Raw genomic sequence first — 15,186 nt, 5'->3', positions numbered from 1 at the left:
ATGGCCGATGTAAACAAGGTGGTTCTGGCTTATTCTGGTGGCCTGGACACTTCAGTAATTCTCAAGTGGCTGCAAGATACGTATAACTGCGAAGTGGTGACTTTCACTGCAGATCTTGGCCAGGGAGAAGAAGTCGAGCCTGCCCGTGCTAAAGCCCAGGCCATGGGCGTCAAAGAGATTTATATCGACGATCTGCGCGAAGAATTTGTGCGCGATTTCGTGTTCCCAATGTTCCGTGCTAACACCGTTTACGAAGGCGAATACCTGCTGGGTACTTCGATCGCGCGTCCGCTGATTGCCAAGCGTCTGATCGAAATTGCCAACGAGACGGGTGCCGATGCGATCTCCCACGGCGCAACCGGTAAAGGCAACGATCAGGTGCGTTTTGAGCTGGGCGCTTATGCACTCAAGCCAGGCGTTAAAGTGATTGCACCATGGCGTGAGTGGGACTTGATGTCCCGCGAAAAACTGATGGATTACGCTGAAAAGCATGCCATCCCAATCGAGCGTCACGGCAAGAAAAAATCGCCGTACTCGATGGACGCTAACCTGCTGCACATCTCCTATGAAGGCGGCGTGCTGGAAGACACCTGGACCGAGCACGAAGAAGACATGTGGCGTTGGACCGTCTCCCCGGAGAACGCGCCTGACACCCCACAGTATCTGGAACTGACCTACCGCAAAGGCGATATCGTCGCCATCGACGGTAAAGAAATGACCCCGGCAACTGTGCTGGCTGAACTGAACCGCATTGGTGGTGAGCACGGTATCGGCCGTCTCGACATCGTTGAGAACCGTTTCGTCGGCATGAAGTCGCGTGGCTGCTACGAGACCCCGGGCGGCACCATCATGCTCAAGGGCCACCGCGCCATTGAGTCGATCACCCTGGACCGTGAAGTCGCTCACCTCAAAGACGAGTTGATGCCTAAGTACGCCAGCCTGATCTATAACGGTTTCTGGTGGAGCCCAGAGCGCACCATGCTGCAGCAGATGATTGATGCTTCGCAGGCTAACGTTAATGGCGTGGTCCGCATGAAGCTGTACAAAGGCAATGTGGTGATTGTTGGCCGTAAGTCTGACGAGTCGCTGTTTGATGCCAACATCGCGACCTTCGAAGAAGATGGCGGTGCATACAACCAGCAGGACGCAGCAGGTTTCATCAAGCTCAACGCACTGCGCATGCGCATTGCAGCGAACAAGGGCCGCAAGCTGATCTAATTTATTAGTCGCTTGTCCCTTTGGCCCCGCACGGCTCTGATCGTGCGGGGTTTTTTATTGCCTTCAATCCGTTATTTTCGCTGCATGCATTGCCTGTATTGGCACCAATAATCGGCTCGACTGGCCAAGGCGAAGGTTGCCAGCCACACTCAAAACTCGGACAGGTTTGCTGCGAGCGCCAAATCTCCGGTATTTCTATGCACTCAGAAAAGGAAGCGAAAATGCGTAAGGTATTACTGTTAGCAAGTTTGAGTCTGGTTTGCTTAAGCGCTCAGGCGGGCGTGATTGACCCGGATTGCACGGCAGAGAAAGCCGCAAAAAGCGCTGCCATGAAGGCAACCGTTGGAGTGGGCGGGCGCTGTGACGCGAAAGAGGCCGCCGCAGACTCCATGGGTCTGGATGACAAGAAAGACGCAGTTGATGATGCCAAGGACAATATCGGCGACGCCAAACACGACGCAGGTCGTAAAGCGCTGAAAAAAGCCATCAACTAAACCGCTGCATATCGCCCGGCAGTGTCTCTCCAAAAGCTGCCGGGCGATGACTGCTGCAGGCTGAGCTGTAGCCGTTAATCGGCAGGTTGATGTGGGCTCAACGTGGCAAGGTTCGGCTAATCGCGCAGATCCACTACTGTGCAAGTTTCTAACTGCGTGCAGTCATTTGCAGCTGAGATACACATCCCAAAGCACCTATGACTGAGCCGGATTGCTATGGCAATTTTTCGTATGCTGTTGAGCAACAACTTGCGCGCTTTTCACCGGTTTCGGGCGTGATAGCTGCCTGTAAATTATCAGTTCAATCGTAAGCATCTGATTAGAATAATATTTTTATTGCACGGCATATTTCTTGTTACTGAAGTGGGCAACGTCAGCCAATTTAACGGGCGACGTTCACTTTTTTATTAGTTCAAGGAATGTACTAATGCCTACTCCCGCGTATCTCTCCATCGAAGGCACCAAGCAAGGTTTGATTACTGCTGGCACCTTCACTCAGGACTCTGTTGGCAACATCTATCAAGAAGGCCACGAAGACCAGGTTCTGGTTGAGGCCTTTGAGCATCAGGTGATTATCCCGCGTGACCCGCAATCCGGTCAGCCGACGGGCCAACGGGTGCACAAGCCGCTGATGATTACCAAAGTGTTCGATAAGTCTTCACCGTTGCTGTTCAGTGCACTCACCTCGGGCGAGAAGCTCAACAAGTGCCGCCTTGAGTGGTACCGCACCTCGGCAGCCGGCACTCAGGAGCACTACTTCACCATTGAACTGGAAGACGCCATCCTGGTGGATATCCAGTCACGCATGCCAAATTGTCAGGACCCGGGCCTGTCGCATTTCACCCACCTTGAAGATGTTTATTTCACCTACCGCAAAATCATCTGGACCCACGAAGTCTCTGGCACTTCGGGCTCGGACGATTGGCGCACGCCTGTCGCCGCCTAGGCGCTAAGTAATTAGGCGTTTTCGGAAAAGTCTTACGCCTCATCTGGCCCGCGTTCAGCAATGAACGCACTAGGCTGGATGGGGCTTTTCCGCTGTGGATTACCGCGTATCAGATAAGGAACATGGAATGTTCGCGCCAGCCAATCAGGCCTCATTCACCTTGGCCATCGAAGGGCTAGATCACGACTTCAAAGTCCTGGGGTTCACCGGCCGCGAAGCGCTCAATCAGCCGTATTCTTTCGATGTTGAGCTGGTCAGTGAGCAGCCTAGTCTTGAGCTTGAGAGCCTGCTGCACAAGCCTGCGTTCCTGCAGATGTCACCCGGCGGCAGTGGTATTCACGGCCTGTTGTACCGTGTGGCGCAGGGCGATGCGGGTAAACGGTTAACCCGTTATGAAATTACCCTGCGCCCACACCTGGCCTATCTCGAACACAGTGTTAACCAGCGCATTTTCCAACACTTAACGGTTGAGCAAATTATCGTACAGGTGCTCGAGGCCCACGGCATCTTGAGTACGGCCTACCAGTTTCAGCTTGGTGGAACATATCCGCCGCGTGAATATTGCGTGCAGTACGATGAAACAGATCTGCATTTCATCCAGCGTTTGTGTGAAGAGGAGGGGATTCACTACCACTTTCAGCACAGCGCGCAGGGTCACATTCTGGCCTTTGGCGACGATCAAGTCGGTTTCCCCACGCTAGCGCCCATCGCCTATCAGCAAGACGCAGGCATGGTTGCAGACAACCCGGTGATCAAGCGTTTCAGCTTGCGTCAGGAAACTCGCTCCTCACGCGTTACCCGCCGCGATTATGACTTTGAAAAGCCCAGCCTCACGCTTGAAGGTGCCGCGCAATCCCAAGTATTACCCGACCTTGAGGATTACGATTATCCCGGTCGCTTTACTAAGCAGGCGCGCGGCAACCTGCTGGCCAGTCGTGCCCTTGAGCGCCACCGCAGTGACTATGCAGTAGCTCATGGGCGCAGTGATCAGCCGAGTTTGCTCAGTGGCCATTTCATCACATTGAGCAATCATCCCAATGCCCAATGGAATGATTTGTGGCTGATTAATGAGGTGCGCCACGAAGGCAAGCAGCCGCAAGTACTCGAAGAATCGGTCACCAGCGACACGGGCGATAGCCCAGATGATTTTGACCACGGCTATCGCAATACCTTCACGGCTACGCCGTGGGCGGTGATTCATCGGCCGCCGCTAATTCATCAAAAGCCGCGCATTCTCGGCAGCCAAAGTGCCGTGGTTACCGGCCCCGAAGGGGAAGAGATTCACTGCGACGAATACGGCCGGGTCAAAGTGGTTTTTCATTGGGATCGCGCCGGCATCGTTACTGATAAAAGCAGTTGCTGGCTGCGCGTTTCATCCAGTTGGTCGGGGGCTAAATACGGCGGCATTGTCATTCCGCGAATCGGCATGGAGGTGTTGGTTAGTTTCCTGGAAGGCGATCCGGATCAGCCACTGATAAGCGGTTGCCTGTACCACAAGGAAAACAGCGTGCCCTATCCGCTGCCCGCCAACAAAACCGTGAGCACTTTCAAAACGCTTAGCTCGCCGGGTGGGGCTGGCTTTAACGAGTTGCGCATCGAAGACAAAACCGGCCAAGAGCAGATTTTCATACATGCCGAGCGCAACTGGGATCAAGCGATTGAGCACAACCAGAAAATCACCGTGCACAACGAGCGCCACGACACCGTCACCGCCAACAGTTACAGCGCATTCAAAGCCGAAGAACACCGCACCACTCATGCGGACCGCAAGGTTGAGGTGCGCGCCAATGACCACCTGACTGTCGCCAATAACCAGCACGTAAAAATCGACAACTCGCAGTTCGTCGATGCCGGCCAAGAGATCCACTTGTCCAGCGGCCAGAAAATAGTGCTTGAGGCCGGCAGCGAGCTAACGCTCAAAGTTGGCGGCAGCTTCATCAAGATAGACCCCAGCGGCCTCACGCTGGTCAGTCCCGATGTGTATCTCAATAGCGGCGGTAGTCCTGGTATTGGCTCCGGCGCTGCACCGCTATTGCCGGGGCTGGCTTTACCGGCGGATACCGATGTGCCTGGCGAAGTACTAATTGCAGCACAGAAAGAAACAATGCTGAAAAAGCAATCGATTTGCGCAGCCTGCGAAGCGGCTGAGCAGGAGGCAACCCATGGCGCGAGTTGAAATGCCCGGTCTGAGCAGCGACTTGCCGTGGCAACTATCGACGTACCTGTTGATTGATGGGGTGAGCGTTGAGCAGCTGTTGCAGTGCATCTATCTATGGTACGAGAACCCTGACTTTGAATTGCTCTACCGTACAACCGCGCTGGAGCCACTGGCGGATATCTCGCCGTGCCTTATTCGTTTGTCTGGCCCTGATGATCCGGGGCTTCGCCAATTTCTGAGCAATGCTCAGCAAGAGTGGGGCTATCTGATTTTTTCAGACGCCTCGCAAGCCGAGCTAATGGCGCATTTGCGGGCGCTGTTGCACGTTAAAGTCAACGGCCAACCTGCGTACCTGCGCGTCGCTGACCCCGCCACCATCGACGCCTTGCTGACGCTCGAAAGTAGCAGCCATCTTTTAGGCCCGATCGTCACCATGGTCACGCCTGATCGCATCAGCAATCAGTGGCGTATTCACACCCGATTGCAACGCCATGTAACCCTAAAAATACCAACGCCATACACGCTTACTGATGAGCAAGTTAACGCCTTAGGAGCAGTCAGTTTTCGCCAGAGTGTGATCGAACTTAACAGTTATCTGCTGCAAAGCTTTCCCGGCTATGCCGAACATCTAGAGCTGGATCAACGCTGGCAGCATATCCATACCCTTGCCACCCAGGCATACGCTCAGGGGTTCTGCAGTGCGCTCGACATCACCCAGTACGCCAGAATCCATGCGTTGCTGGGTGAAAATGCGCTGCAGGAGCATCACGATATTGCCGCGCTGGTGCTTGAATCCTCCAGTAGAACCCCTTCCCAGCGTATTGAGTTTGCCGCTCAGATCGCCCAGTTGCGGGCCCAGAAATTATTGCCCATCCCGGAACAACTTTCCCAAGGAGTTGTTCGATGAGCAGCCCAAGCCTCGCTGATAAAAGTACCCGTGACGTCAAAAGTCCCATCAGCTTATGCCCCGCACGGCAGCCCGATGTTTTTATCGTGCCCGCACGTTACGCTTTGTCCGAGCAGCCAGCACAACACAGTTGCTTCAGCCCGGCAACCAAGACCGCAAGCCATCCAATGGCATTGCGTCGTTTACGGGTCGGTTACTTGTACCTTTGGCATGCTCAAGGCCCGTTAAAACGCTATGCCGTTGCCGCCGATGGACGCTTGCAACTGCAAGGTCTGGACGCACCACACAGCGAGCTGGCAAGCGGCAGCGATGCAGGCATTAGCCTTAAGAAAGATAAGGACGCTTGGCTGCTCTATACCGAGAGACCCATCGGCGCCGAGCAGTATCAGCAGCTGGAAGATCCGCAGCAGCGCTCAACGCACATGCGCAAAATTGCCTTGCCACGCGTGGCGCGCGAGCTTGAAACCGAACATTGCCCGCCACTTACCCAGGCCGAGAAACTGCTTGCAGAGCTGATGCCCGAAGTTCGCGAGCAAGCGATGGCGCAGGATCAGCAGAAAAATGCTGCCGCCCATAAAGCAGGGATTGATCAACTCAGCAAACAGATGATGGACAACCCATCGTACGAAACCATCAAACCTTATACCGACGCCATGCTATGGCAAGCGCAGTTGGATGAAGCATCTGCCCAATACCCCGACGCCAGCGAACACCCCATCGGTGAATGGAGTGTCGTGCCGTGGGATGTCGCCGGTACTGATGCGTGGCTGCAGCAGGCCAAAAGCCAAGCGGCAGATTTATGGCCAGTGTTTGCAGCGGTCGATGACGATCTAGGCGTGCTGCGCGACTTGAACTTTGAACAAGTCAGCGTAAACCTCGCGGAAGAAGAATGGGACCATAACAACGCTCTCAAAGGCATGGTCGCAGGCTTCATCAACAGCTTGATCAACGAAGATGGCGCAGAACTCAGCAATCAATTCAATTACATATACCGCGAGCGTGATCTAGAACTGACGCCTGAGCAGGGTGAAACCTTATTGCAACAGCGGCACAAGCTTGAAGCCTTGATGGACGAGGAGACTCAAGTTAATCGCGATATGCGCCGCGCGCTTGGCCACAGCGCTGCGGACGCGCGTCTTGCTGAGATAAAGCAAGAACAAGAAATAGTGATGGCCCCGGTTCGAGCATTTATTCCAGCTGACCTGCAAAATCAGGTGCAGCTGGTAATCATGAACTACGTGACAACCAAAGCGACTAACATGACCGACGCCAGAAGCGGCGCGCAAGTCAGTGAGCGGGTTGATCTGGTCGGTATGCAAAAATGGATCAGCCAAACTGCGGAGCCGCACCAACAGCGGTTAGTCGATCGACGTAGCGTGTTACTCGCCGATACTGAAGCCTATCTCGACCGCCACGGGCCAACCCTGTGGTATGCCGACTTCGACAGCGAAGAGCATTGCACGTGGCTCAGCGAGCTGTCGCTCAATACCTTAAGTGAGTTATGCAGCACTGGGCCCGGCACACAGCTGGCCATGAATTTATTGCGCGCCCCTTCAGTCAATCAGCCATTGAGCATGCTCAGCTCAGGTTTTAGCCCCTCACTCATGGATCTCGCTGACCGGGCGGTGAATGTTCAAGCGGCGCTGGAAAGTCCCACACAGGAGGCCGTTGGCAAATTACTCAGCAGCCTGGTTGCTGCTGGAAAGCTGACCTGGCTGAGCGGCCTTGGTGGCCCCAACGGCACTGACTGGAGCCAAGCCGTATCGCGACTATCCGCAGCATTCACTGCGCTACAAGCCGAAAACCTCACAGGGGCAGGCTCTTCATCAAACCTGATTCAGCGCTTTCCACCATCCCTGCGCGGCATGTTGCTGATACTGCGCTTAGGCTCAGACACTGTTTTTAAAGCGGGCTCACTGGGCTTTCACTTAAGCGGAAGTACCGGACAAAAGCTGTGGGACTGGAGCCAGTATGCGGGCAAGCAACTGCAAAAGGGCTTAACGCCCGTAGCCAATCAAATTAAAAGCCTGAATAAGTTTGGAGGCTTGTTACCGTTGGCGGCTTTGTTGCTGCACGTGAGTAATGTGGCGTCGATTAATAAACGAGATCAGGGACGTGAGAATGATGATGTACGTGGACTTGAGCATGCGGCAGAAAACTTTAAAGTCGGGGCGGCATTATCAGCAGTAATAGGCTCAGCATGGGAGGCTACGGGACAGGTTGAAATAAGTAAATTTGGCATGAAAGCTCCAATTATTACCTTATTTGGTTTCACTACAGGTGTATTAGCGACATTTGCCAGTATTACGGAATTGGCCACATTATCAGCAGAAATGTATAAAGAAGGCGCTTACTGGACAGATGATCACTGGGCTCGTTTAAGCCACGACAGCGCAGTGATGGCCCTGATGACGGCACAAACAGGACTCGGCGGTTATGCAACCTATATGGTTCTCATCGGTGAGTGGCTAACTAAAGATGCCATAGCATGGTTCACCCTTCGCCTTTCCCCTGTAGGGTGGCTGCTCCTCATCGTTGAAGGCTTATATTTAGCTTGGAACTATTTTAAGGACAGCGAACTGCAATTATTCCTTGAGCAATGCTGCTGGGGCAATCAGCGGCGCTGGGGAAACAGTCCTGAGCAGCAAAGTGCAGAGTTACAAACCCTAGTGAATCTGCTTTTCAAGCCTAAAGTGATTGCCGACGGTCATATAACCAGCCGTCAACTGGGGGGAGGCGGCAATAGCATTGTGCTTGGCAGCGAAACCGACGACCTGCAAATACTGTTACCCGGTGCAGAACCTGAACGCACCCAGCTCTATCTGTGTTTGGTTGCAGTCAATGATCGCGGCTCGGCAACTGACTGTACCCTGCAATGGCTGGAAAAGCTCAACAGTGAGTGGATGCCATACCACAATGGCATGGGCCTAAGCCTAAGTGGCAAATTGCCTGAGTGCCTGAATACTCGCTATTGGCAGGTTCAAGTGCTCTACCATAGCCCACTGGCACTACAAACCGGCGCACTCTCAACAGAACCCGAAAAACTGGTAATAGGTGGAGGTATGGGCATGCGCTACATCATTAATGGCAGCGCAGTCACCGAGCACAAGACCAATGATGGCCCTTTAGTTATCGACCGTTTTAAAAGCCAACTCGTCAACCCTGAAAAGCTTAGACCCAAGGATGCTTCATGACCGAGCAGGCCGGCGATATAAAGCAAGGTTTTCTGTGGAAGCAAGAGCATCTTGCGCCTTTACCCATCCCCACAGGCCAGCCTGCCAGCGATTTGATGAATATCATTTGGCGCAAGAATCAGGTGTTCTTAGATATTGGAAGTTTCGCAATGGGGGCTGGATGGCTTACTTTGCACATGGGTTCAGTGCTCGTTTTATCGATTTGTACTTGGATGGCTTTAACAGGGAAGATTTGGCTGAGTCTCATATGTTTGGCCTTTATGGGCGGTGGTCTGATGGGCACCCTCTGGTACTTTTTCATCAAACAATGGCGCAAGCCACTTATTCCGCCCATTCGCTTTAACCGGCAACGCAGGGAAGTTTGTATTACCAAATCCGATGGCAGTTATTGGTTTGTGCCGTGGGAAAAAGTGCATGCCATCGCACCCAGTGTAACTAACTTGAACACCGGCGGTGCTAGCCAGCACGGTAGCTTGCTCTTATGGTTTCCGCTTGAAGGTTTAGAGCATGAAGCTTATGGGCCAGATGTAGAGGGCTGGGTATTGATGGTTAATCCCGGCGGCGGGATTTCATCGATGGCGCAATGGGAGTGTATACGCAGCTTTATGGAAGTAGGGCCGGACGTTGTACCGCAGGCGCTTGAAAACATTTGCGGTCTTAGTCTTTGGCAAATTTTCTGCCGCGAATTTGAAGTCTCTCGCCAGAAAATAGGCCTGTTCCTAACGGTGGTTTGGGAGGTTGGTTGCATGTTTCCAGTGTTCAACCCTATGGGTGCATACTGGATAACTCAGAAAAAACTCAAGCACATCCCCGATCTAACCGCCCCTGAAGTTATCGAATGGTCCAAACCGCTACCCCCTGAACAATGGGGCAAGCGCTCCCTTGAGTTGGAGCAGGCCATCCTTCAGCGCGAGGCTGAACTAGCGTCGCTTGCTTAGTCGGGAAGGCTGCCTCGATTAGACGCTCCAGATACCGAAGCTTAATGATGATCCTCCGCTTCTATTGGCGGTGCACTTGCCGGCAGTATTCACAACAGGCTTGTGAGGGTGGTCAGCTTAGCCGTGTGGGCTCACAATATGTACAGTGCCAAAGGCCACAAACCGATGTGGCCTTTGGTCTTTACCTGCAATTTTTCTATGGAATCCTGATCATGCGCCTGTTGCATACCATGCTGCGCGTTGGCGATATGGACAAGTCCATCGCTTTTTATACAGAAGTGTTGGGCATGACCCTGTTGCGTCGCAAAGATTATCCCGACGGTAAATTCACTCTGGCATTTGTCGGCTACGGCGATGAAGCGCACAACTCGGTGATCGAGCTGACCCAAAACTGGGGCGTAGAGAGCTACGAGTTGGGCAATGGTTACGGCCACATCGCGCTCGAAGTCGAAGACGTATACAAGGCCTGCGAAGACATTCGCGCGCGGGGCGGCAAGATCACCCGCGAGCCGGGCCCGATGATGCACGGCAACAGCATTCTGGCGTTTGTCGAAGATCCGGACGGCTACAAGATCGAGTTGTTGTCACCTTCGCGCAACGACTGAGCTGACTAAGGTTGCAAAGCGCCCCGTTTGTGCGGTTCTATCAGGTTTTGCGCAAACGGCGCGTTGAATTTACTGCCCACGTCTAGAGGTGCCTTTATGCATAACTCAGTTTCTGCGGTCGATCCGGAAGGGTTACTCGAATATTCCGTGGTCTATACCGACCGCTCGCTCAATCACATGTCGCAAGCATTTCAGCAAGTCATGCGCGACATCTCGCAAACCCTCAAGCAGGTGTATAACGCCGAAGCGGTTGCGGTTGTGCCGGGCAGTGGTACCTACGGCATGGAAGCGGTTGCCCGCCAGTTTGCCGGTGACAAGAAATGCCTGATCGTGCGTAACGGCTGGTTCAGTTTCCGCTGGACGCAGATTCTCGACATGGGCCGCATTCCCAGCGAGACCACGGTGCTCAAGGCCCGCCCGCAATCTGCCGACAAGCAAGCGCCTTATGCGCCGCCACCGATTGATGAGGTGGTCGCCGCCATCCATGCCAACAAGCCTGATGTGGTGTTTGCGCCGCACGTTGAGACCTCTTCCGGGATTATCTTGCCGGATGCTTACATGCGTGCGATTGCCGAGGCTGTGCACGCGGTCGGTGGCCTGTTTGTGCTCGACTGCATTGCCTCCGGAACGCTGTGGGTCGACATGCAGGACATTGGTGTCGATCTGTTGATCAGCGCGCCGCAAAAGGGCTGGAGCGCATCGCCTTGCTGCGCCCTGGTAATGTTCAGTGGCGAAGCGCTGTCGCGGATTGCTGACACTGAAAGCAGCAGCTTCGCCTGCGACCTGAAAAAATGGCTGCAGATCATGCAGGCCTATGAGCAGGGCGGCCACGCTTATCATGCGACCATGCCGAGCGACTCGCTGGTGCGTTTTCGCGATGTGATGCGCGAAGCTGAAAACTACGGTTTCGCTGCGCTTCGTGCCAACCAGCAGGAGTTGGGTGACCGGGTTCGTGCCTTACTGGCCAGCAAAGGTATCAACAGTGTTGCCGCGCAAGGCTATGAAGCGCCTGGCGTGGTGGTGTGCTACACCGATGATGCCGATATCAAGACCGGTAAAAAGTTTGCAGCACAAGGCCTGCAAATTGCGGCGGGCGTGCCGTTGCAGTGTGATGAGGGCGCTGATTTCCAGACCTTCCGGATCGGTTTGTTCGGGCTCGATAAGCTCTACAACATCGACCGTACGATCGACACGCTGGCGCAGGCGCTGGATCAGGTTCTGGCGGGGTAAATTTGCTGTAAAAAACAGTCTCTCCCGGGTTTCAACAACCCGGGAGTCGCGGTTGGTACAGCCACAATCGTTGCCATGCGCTGTTCTGGCGTTGGCAGCCGTTGTGTAATTCTAAGTGTTGCGGCGCCTTTGGTTGGCGCGGTACTGCTTGGTAAATCGGTGACGCAAAGCGGTTTACAGGTCGAAGTCGTACTCTGCCAACTGCTTGTTCAAACGGCGCTCATCAAGAAAATTATCAATGATGCGACGCTTGGTCAGGTTGGTTTTTGCCACCTCGATCGGTGCTTCCGTGTCGTCGCTGTCTTCAGAGACAAAGTCGTCGTCGAGCTCAAGGTCTTCTTTATCAGTGCTCATATGTTTCACTCCCGGCTACACAGGCCATTTGCGCACCTTATAGCGGTAAAACATGAGCGGGTAAAAAAGATTTTTTCAATCGGATAAGACAAAAACTCAGGGAAAAATCAATCGTCCGAAGTTTTCTGCTTGAACTCGCACAGATCTTCGATCCGGCAACTGCCACAGCGCGGCTTTCTAGCCAGGCAAACGTAGCGGCCGTGCAGGATCATCCAGTGGTGGGCATCCAGCAAAAATTCCTTGGGGACGAACTTCAACAGCTTCTTTTCGACCTCAAGCACGTTCTTGCCGGGGGCTACGCCGGTGCGATTGGCGAAGCGGAAAATGTGCGTATCGACCGCCATGGTCAATTGCCGAAACGCGGTATTGAGCACCACGTTGGCGGTCTTGCGGCCAACACCGGGCAGGGCTTCGAGTGCTTCGCGCGTTTCGGGTACCTGGCTGCCGTGCAGCTCTACCAGCATGCGACAGGTTTCGATAACGTTTTTGGCCTTGCTCGGGTACAAGCCGATGGTTTTGATGTAGCTGCACAGGCCGTCATATCCGAGCGCATAAATGGCTTCCGGGGTATTGGCAACCGGGAACAGCTTGGCAGTAGCTTTGTTGACGCCGACATCGGTGGCTTGCGCCGACAGAATCACCGCAATCAGCAGTTCGAATGGCGTGCTGTACGCCAGCTCGGTTTTCGGCTCGGGCAGGTCTTCGCGTAACCGGCGGAATATCTCATAACGTTTGGCGGCGTTCACTCGACAACTCCGGTCACCCGTACGCGTCGGCTTTGTGCCGCAACCGCGGGCTCGCGGGCTTTGGCGCGCTCGGCCAGCGACTCATCAATACGGTTCTTCAGCGCTATCAGCAGGCCCAAAACAATAAATGCGCCCGGCGGCAGAATGGCCAGCAAGAAGCCTTTGTAATCACTAAATACGGTAACTTGCCAGTTGGCTGCAGGGGGGCCGAATAACAACTGCATGTTGGCAAACAGCGCGCCGGTGCCAAATAGCTCGCGCAGGGCTCCAATCACGACCAGCACCGCACCAAAACCCAAGCCCATCATCAAGCCGTCGTAGGCCGCGCGGGCGGGATCGTTCTTGGCCGCAAAGGCATCGGCGCGGCCAAGGATCACGCAGTTGGTGGTGATCAGCGGGATGAAAATGCCGAGAATCTGATACAGCTCATAGGTGTAAGCCTGCATGAGCAGCTCAATGCAGGTGGTGAGCGCGGCGATAATCATGACGAACGCCGGCAAGCGCACTGCCGTGTTGACTACGCCACGAACCAGCGACACCGCGGTGTTGGAGCAGATCAGCACCAATGCGCTGGCCAGTGCCAGGCCCAAGGCGTTTACCGTCGAGTTACTGGTGCCCAGCAGCGGACAAAGCCCCAGCAGCTGCACCAACCCCGGGTTGTTCTTCCACAGGCCGTTGATGGTTATTTCGCGGTAGCTGACGCTCATCAGTTAGCCCCCGATTCAGATGATTTGGCGGCGAACAGTTCGCTTTTGTGCGCATCCACATATTGCAGCGCCTTGTGCACTGCTTTTACCACGGCGCGTGGGGTGATGGTCGCCCCGGCAAACTGATCGAACTGGCCCCGGTCCTTTTTCACCGCCCAGCCATCGGCGTCCGGATTGCTCAGCGACTTGCCGTCAAAAGCACGAATCCACTGGCTCTTGGCCAGATCGATCTTGTCGCCCAGCCCCGGTGTTTCCTTGTGGCTCAGCGCGCGTACACCTGCCAAAGAGCCGCTGGCCTGTACGCCAACCAGCAGGTGAATCGCGCCGCCGTAACCGTCGGGCGCAGTGACCTTGAGAATCACGGCTGTCGGCTGGGTGCCCTTGAGTGCGATGTAGGCATCTTGCGCGGTTTTGTTGCCGAGCAGTTCAGGATCGAACACGCTGATGCTGTTATCGAGCAGGTGATTATCGTAACTGCCAGCCGGCAGGATCTCGCTGAGTGCGCGTGCCTGCGCATCGCGCTCGGCGGCGGCAATCCGGTCACGGGTACCGAGTTGGGTGAGGGCGACAACGCCAACGGTCACGATCGCGAACAAGCCCAGTACCAGGCTGTTCTTGAGCATCGAGCGGCTGATTTCAGGGAGTGCCATGCTTATTCGCCCAGCTTGAAGCCACGCGTCGGCTTGCGATGGCCGTACGTGCGTGGTCGTGTGTAGTAATCGATAGTGGGTGCCGCCAGGTTCATTAACAGCACACCGAAGGCGATGCCGTCAGGATAACCGCCCCAGGCGCGGATCACGTAAACCAGAATGCCCACACCTGCGCCGAATATCAGGCGGCCGAGGTTGCTGGTGGCGCCAGATACCGGATCGGTGACGATAAAGAATGCACCGAGCATGGTCGCGCCGCTGAGCAAGTGAAACAGCGGCGAGCCGTGTGAGTCAGAGCCGCTGCCATTCCAGAAGATCAGGCTCATGATGGCCAGCGCCGCGAGCATTCCTACGGGCGCGTGCCAAGTAAAAAGGCGCTTGCGCAGGAGGTACAGGCCGCCCAGCAAAAAGCCGAGGTTAACCACTTCGCTGCCCGCACCGCCGATATAGCCAAACGCCGGATTCTGTGTCCACAGCTCATCGATGGTCAGGCTTTTATTGATCTTCAGCGTATCCAGCGCGGTGGCTTGCACCCAGCCATCTGGCAGGTTGGCAAAGCCGAAGATGTGCTGCAACGCACTCAGCGGCCCGGTCATGTGCGGTGCTGGCCAGGTGGTCATCTCTACCGGGAACGACACCAGCACCACAACATAACCAATCATCGCCGGGTTGAATGGGTTCTGACCAAGGCCGCCGTAAAGTTGCTTGCCCAATACAATCGCAAAGCCCACCGCAACCAGTGTCAGCCACCAGGGCGAGTAGGGCGGCAATGCCAGTGCCAGCAATACGGCCGTGACCACGGCGCTGTAATCCTTGAGGAAGAACCCCAGCGGACGCTTGCGCAGCGCCAGTATCAACGCCTCAAAGCCGATGGCGCATAGACACGCCCAGAGCAGATTGATCAGCGTGCCAAAGCCATACAGCCAGGTCAGGGCTAGAATGCCCGGCACGGTGGCCAGCAGCACTTGCAGCATCACCTGCTGAGTACGGTTGTTGCCTTTGGCATGCGGCGATGTAATACGTGGCAGGGCCATCGTTG

General features: G+C 54.9%; 14 protein-coding genes. 9 read left to right on the top strand and 5 right to left on the bottom strand.

Annotated elements, in window-relative coordinates; all coding sequences use genetic code 11:
- From PMYSY11_RS15110 to PMYSY11_RS15070, 9 genes are all read left to right on the top strand, one after another.
- Complete coding sequence (locus PMYSY11_RS15110) at nucleotides 1-1,218, top strand: argininosuccinate synthase (RefSeq protein ID WP_069899346.1); 1,218 nt, start codon at nucleotides 1-3, stop codon at nucleotides 1,216-1,218.
- 221 nt (nucleotides 1,219-1,439) lie between these two features.
- Entirely contained in the window at nucleotides 1,440-1,712 is a 273-nt protein-coding gene (locus PMYSY11_RS15105; RefSeq protein WP_150547317.1) for a hypothetical protein, read from the top strand.
- 427 nt (nucleotides 1,713-2,139) lie between these two features.
- Complete coding sequence (locus PMYSY11_RS15100; RefSeq protein ID WP_069899344.1) at nucleotides 2,140-2,658, top strand: Hcp family type VI secretion system effector; 519 nt, start codon at nucleotides 2,140-2,142, stop codon at nucleotides 2,656-2,658.
- A 127-nt stretch (nucleotides 2,659-2,785) separates the two neighbouring features.
- A complete protein-coding gene (locus tag PMYSY11_RS15095; protein ID WP_150547316.1) occupies nucleotides 2,786-4,834 on the top strand; it encodes a type VI secretion system Vgr family protein in 2,049 nt (682 codons plus the stop codon).
- The gene (locus PMYSY11_RS15090) at nucleotides 4,821-5,723 is read left to right on the top strand and encodes a DUF4123 domain-containing protein (RefSeq protein WP_150547315.1); all 903 of its coding nucleotides are present in this window, start codon (nucleotides 4,821-4,823) and stop codon (nucleotides 5,721-5,723) included. Before PMYSY11_RS15095 ends, PMYSY11_RS15090 begins: the two co-directional genes overlap by 14 nt.
- The gene (locus PMYSY11_RS15085; RefSeq protein ID WP_150547314.1) at nucleotides 5,720-8,917 is read left to right on the top strand and encodes a toxin VasX; all 3,198 of its coding nucleotides are present in this window, start codon (nucleotides 5,720-5,722) and stop codon (nucleotides 8,915-8,917) included. The genes PMYSY11_RS15090 and PMYSY11_RS15085 overlap by 4 nt, the downstream gene beginning before the upstream one ends.
- Entirely contained in the window at nucleotides 8,914-9,855 is a 942-nt protein-coding gene (locus PMYSY11_RS15080; protein ID WP_150547313.1) for a hypothetical protein, read from the top strand. The genes PMYSY11_RS15085 and PMYSY11_RS15080 overlap by 4 nt, the downstream gene beginning before the upstream one ends.
- A gap of 212 nt (nucleotides 9,856-10,067) precedes the next feature.
- Nucleotides 10,068-10,460: a lactoylglutathione lyase gene (gene gloA, locus PMYSY11_RS15075; protein WP_069899337.1), complete on the top strand. Its 393-nt coding sequence runs from the start codon at nucleotides 10,068-10,070 to the stop codon at nucleotides 10,458-10,460.
- Nucleotides 10,461-10,556: 96 nt separating this feature from the next.
- Nucleotides 10,557-11,690 carry an aminotransferase class V-fold PLP-dependent enzyme gene (locus PMYSY11_RS15070; RefSeq protein WP_150547312.1) on the top strand — a complete coding sequence of 378 codons (1,134 nt, stop codon included), beginning with the start codon at nucleotides 10,557-10,559 and terminating at the stop codon, nucleotides 11,688-11,690.
- 174 nt (nucleotides 11,691-11,864) lie between these two features.
- Here the strand turns inward: PMYSY11_RS15070 and PMYSY11_RS15065 are convergent, their stop codons facing one another.
- The 5 genes from PMYSY11_RS15065 to PMYSY11_RS15045 all read right to left on the bottom strand — a co-directional run bounded on the left by PMYSY11_RS15065 (nucleotide 11,865) and on the right by PMYSY11_RS15045 (nucleotide 15,181).
- Nucleotides 11,865-12,044 (bottom strand): PA3496 family putative envelope integrity protein, encoded by a 180-nt coding sequence (locus tag PMYSY11_RS15065; protein WP_069899335.1) that lies wholly within the window; start codon nucleotides 12,042-12,044, stop codon nucleotides 11,865-11,867.
- Nucleotides 12,045-12,151: 107 nt separating this feature from the next.
- On the bottom strand, nucleotides 12,152-12,790 hold the full coding sequence (gene nth, locus PMYSY11_RS15060; RefSeq protein ID WP_069899334.1) for an endonuclease III: 639 nt from the start codon (nucleotides 12,788-12,790) through the stop codon (nucleotides 12,152-12,154).
- A complete protein-coding gene (locus PMYSY11_RS15055) occupies nucleotides 12,787-13,497 on the bottom strand; it encodes an electron transport complex subunit E (RefSeq protein WP_150547311.1) in 711 nt (236 codons plus the stop codon). Before PMYSY11_RS15055 ends, nth begins: the two co-directional genes overlap by 4 nt.
- Nucleotides 13,497-14,147, bottom strand: a complete 651-nt coding sequence (gene rsxG, locus PMYSY11_RS15050; RefSeq protein ID WP_069899332.1) for an electron transport complex subunit RsxG — start codon at nucleotides 14,145-14,147, stop codon at nucleotides 13,497-13,499. The genes PMYSY11_RS15055 and rsxG overlap by 1 nt, the downstream gene beginning before the upstream one ends.
- A gap of 2 nt (nucleotides 14,148-14,149) precedes the next feature.
- A complete protein-coding gene (locus PMYSY11_RS15045) occupies nucleotides 14,150-15,181 on the bottom strand; it encodes an RnfABCDGE type electron transport complex subunit D (protein WP_150547310.1) in 1,032 nt (343 codons plus the stop codon).
- Nucleotides 15,182-15,186: the final 5 nt, after the last annotated feature.

It is taken from the genome of Pseudomonas marincola (assembly GCF_900682675.2).
Classification (GTDB): Bacteria; Pseudomonadota; Gammaproteobacteria; order Pseudomonadales; family Pseudomonadaceae; genus Aquipseudomonas; species Aquipseudomonas marincola.
This window is presented reverse-complemented; position numbering and strand designations above follow the sequence as displayed.

Coding starts and splice junctions, on each gene's coding strand:
- PMYSY11_RS15110 (WP_069899346.1), top strand. CDS start 1: ATGGCCGATGTAAACAAGGTGGTTCTGGCTTATTCTGGTGGCCTGGAC.
- PMYSY11_RS15105 (WP_150547317.1), top strand. CDS start 1,440: ATGCGTAAGGTATTACTGTTAGCAAGTTTGAGTCTGGTTTGCTTAAGC.
- PMYSY11_RS15100 (WP_069899344.1), top strand. CDS start 2,140: ATGCCTACTCCCGCGTATCTCTCCATCGAAGGCACCAAGCAAGGTTTG.
- PMYSY11_RS15095 (WP_150547316.1), top strand. CDS start 2,786: ATGTTCGCGCCAGCCAATCAGGCCTCATTCACCTTGGCCATCGAAGGG.
- PMYSY11_RS15090 (WP_150547315.1), top strand. CDS start 4,821: ATGGCGCGAGTTGAAATGCCCGGTCTGAGCAGCGACTTGCCGTGGCAA.
- PMYSY11_RS15085 (WP_150547314.1), top strand. CDS start 5,720: ATGAGCAGCCCAAGCCTCGCTGATAAAAGTACCCGTGACGTCAAAAGT.
- PMYSY11_RS15080 (WP_150547313.1), top strand. CDS start 8,914: ATGACCGAGCAGGCCGGCGATATAAAGCAAGGTTTTCTGTGGAAGCAA.
- gloA (WP_069899337.1), top strand. CDS start 10,068: ATGCGCCTGTTGCATACCATGCTGCGCGTTGGCGATATGGACAAGTCC.
- PMYSY11_RS15070 (WP_150547312.1), top strand. CDS start 10,557: ATGCATAACTCAGTTTCTGCGGTCGATCCGGAAGGGTTACTCGAATAT.
- PMYSY11_RS15065 (WP_069899335.1), bottom strand. CDS start 12,044: ATGAGCACTGATAAAGAAGACCTTGAGCTCGACGACGACTTTGTCTCT.
- PMYSY11_RS15055 (WP_150547311.1), bottom strand. CDS start 13,497: ATGAGCGTCAGCTACCGCGAAATAACCATCAACGGCCTGTGGAAGAAC.
- rsxG (WP_069899332.1), bottom strand. CDS start 14,147: ATGGCACTCCCTGAAATCAGCCGCTCGATGCTCAAGAACAGCCTGGTA.
- PMYSY11_RS15045 (WP_150547310.1), bottom strand. CDS start 15,181: ATGGCCCTGCCACGTATTACATCGCCGCATGCCAAAGGCAACAACCGT.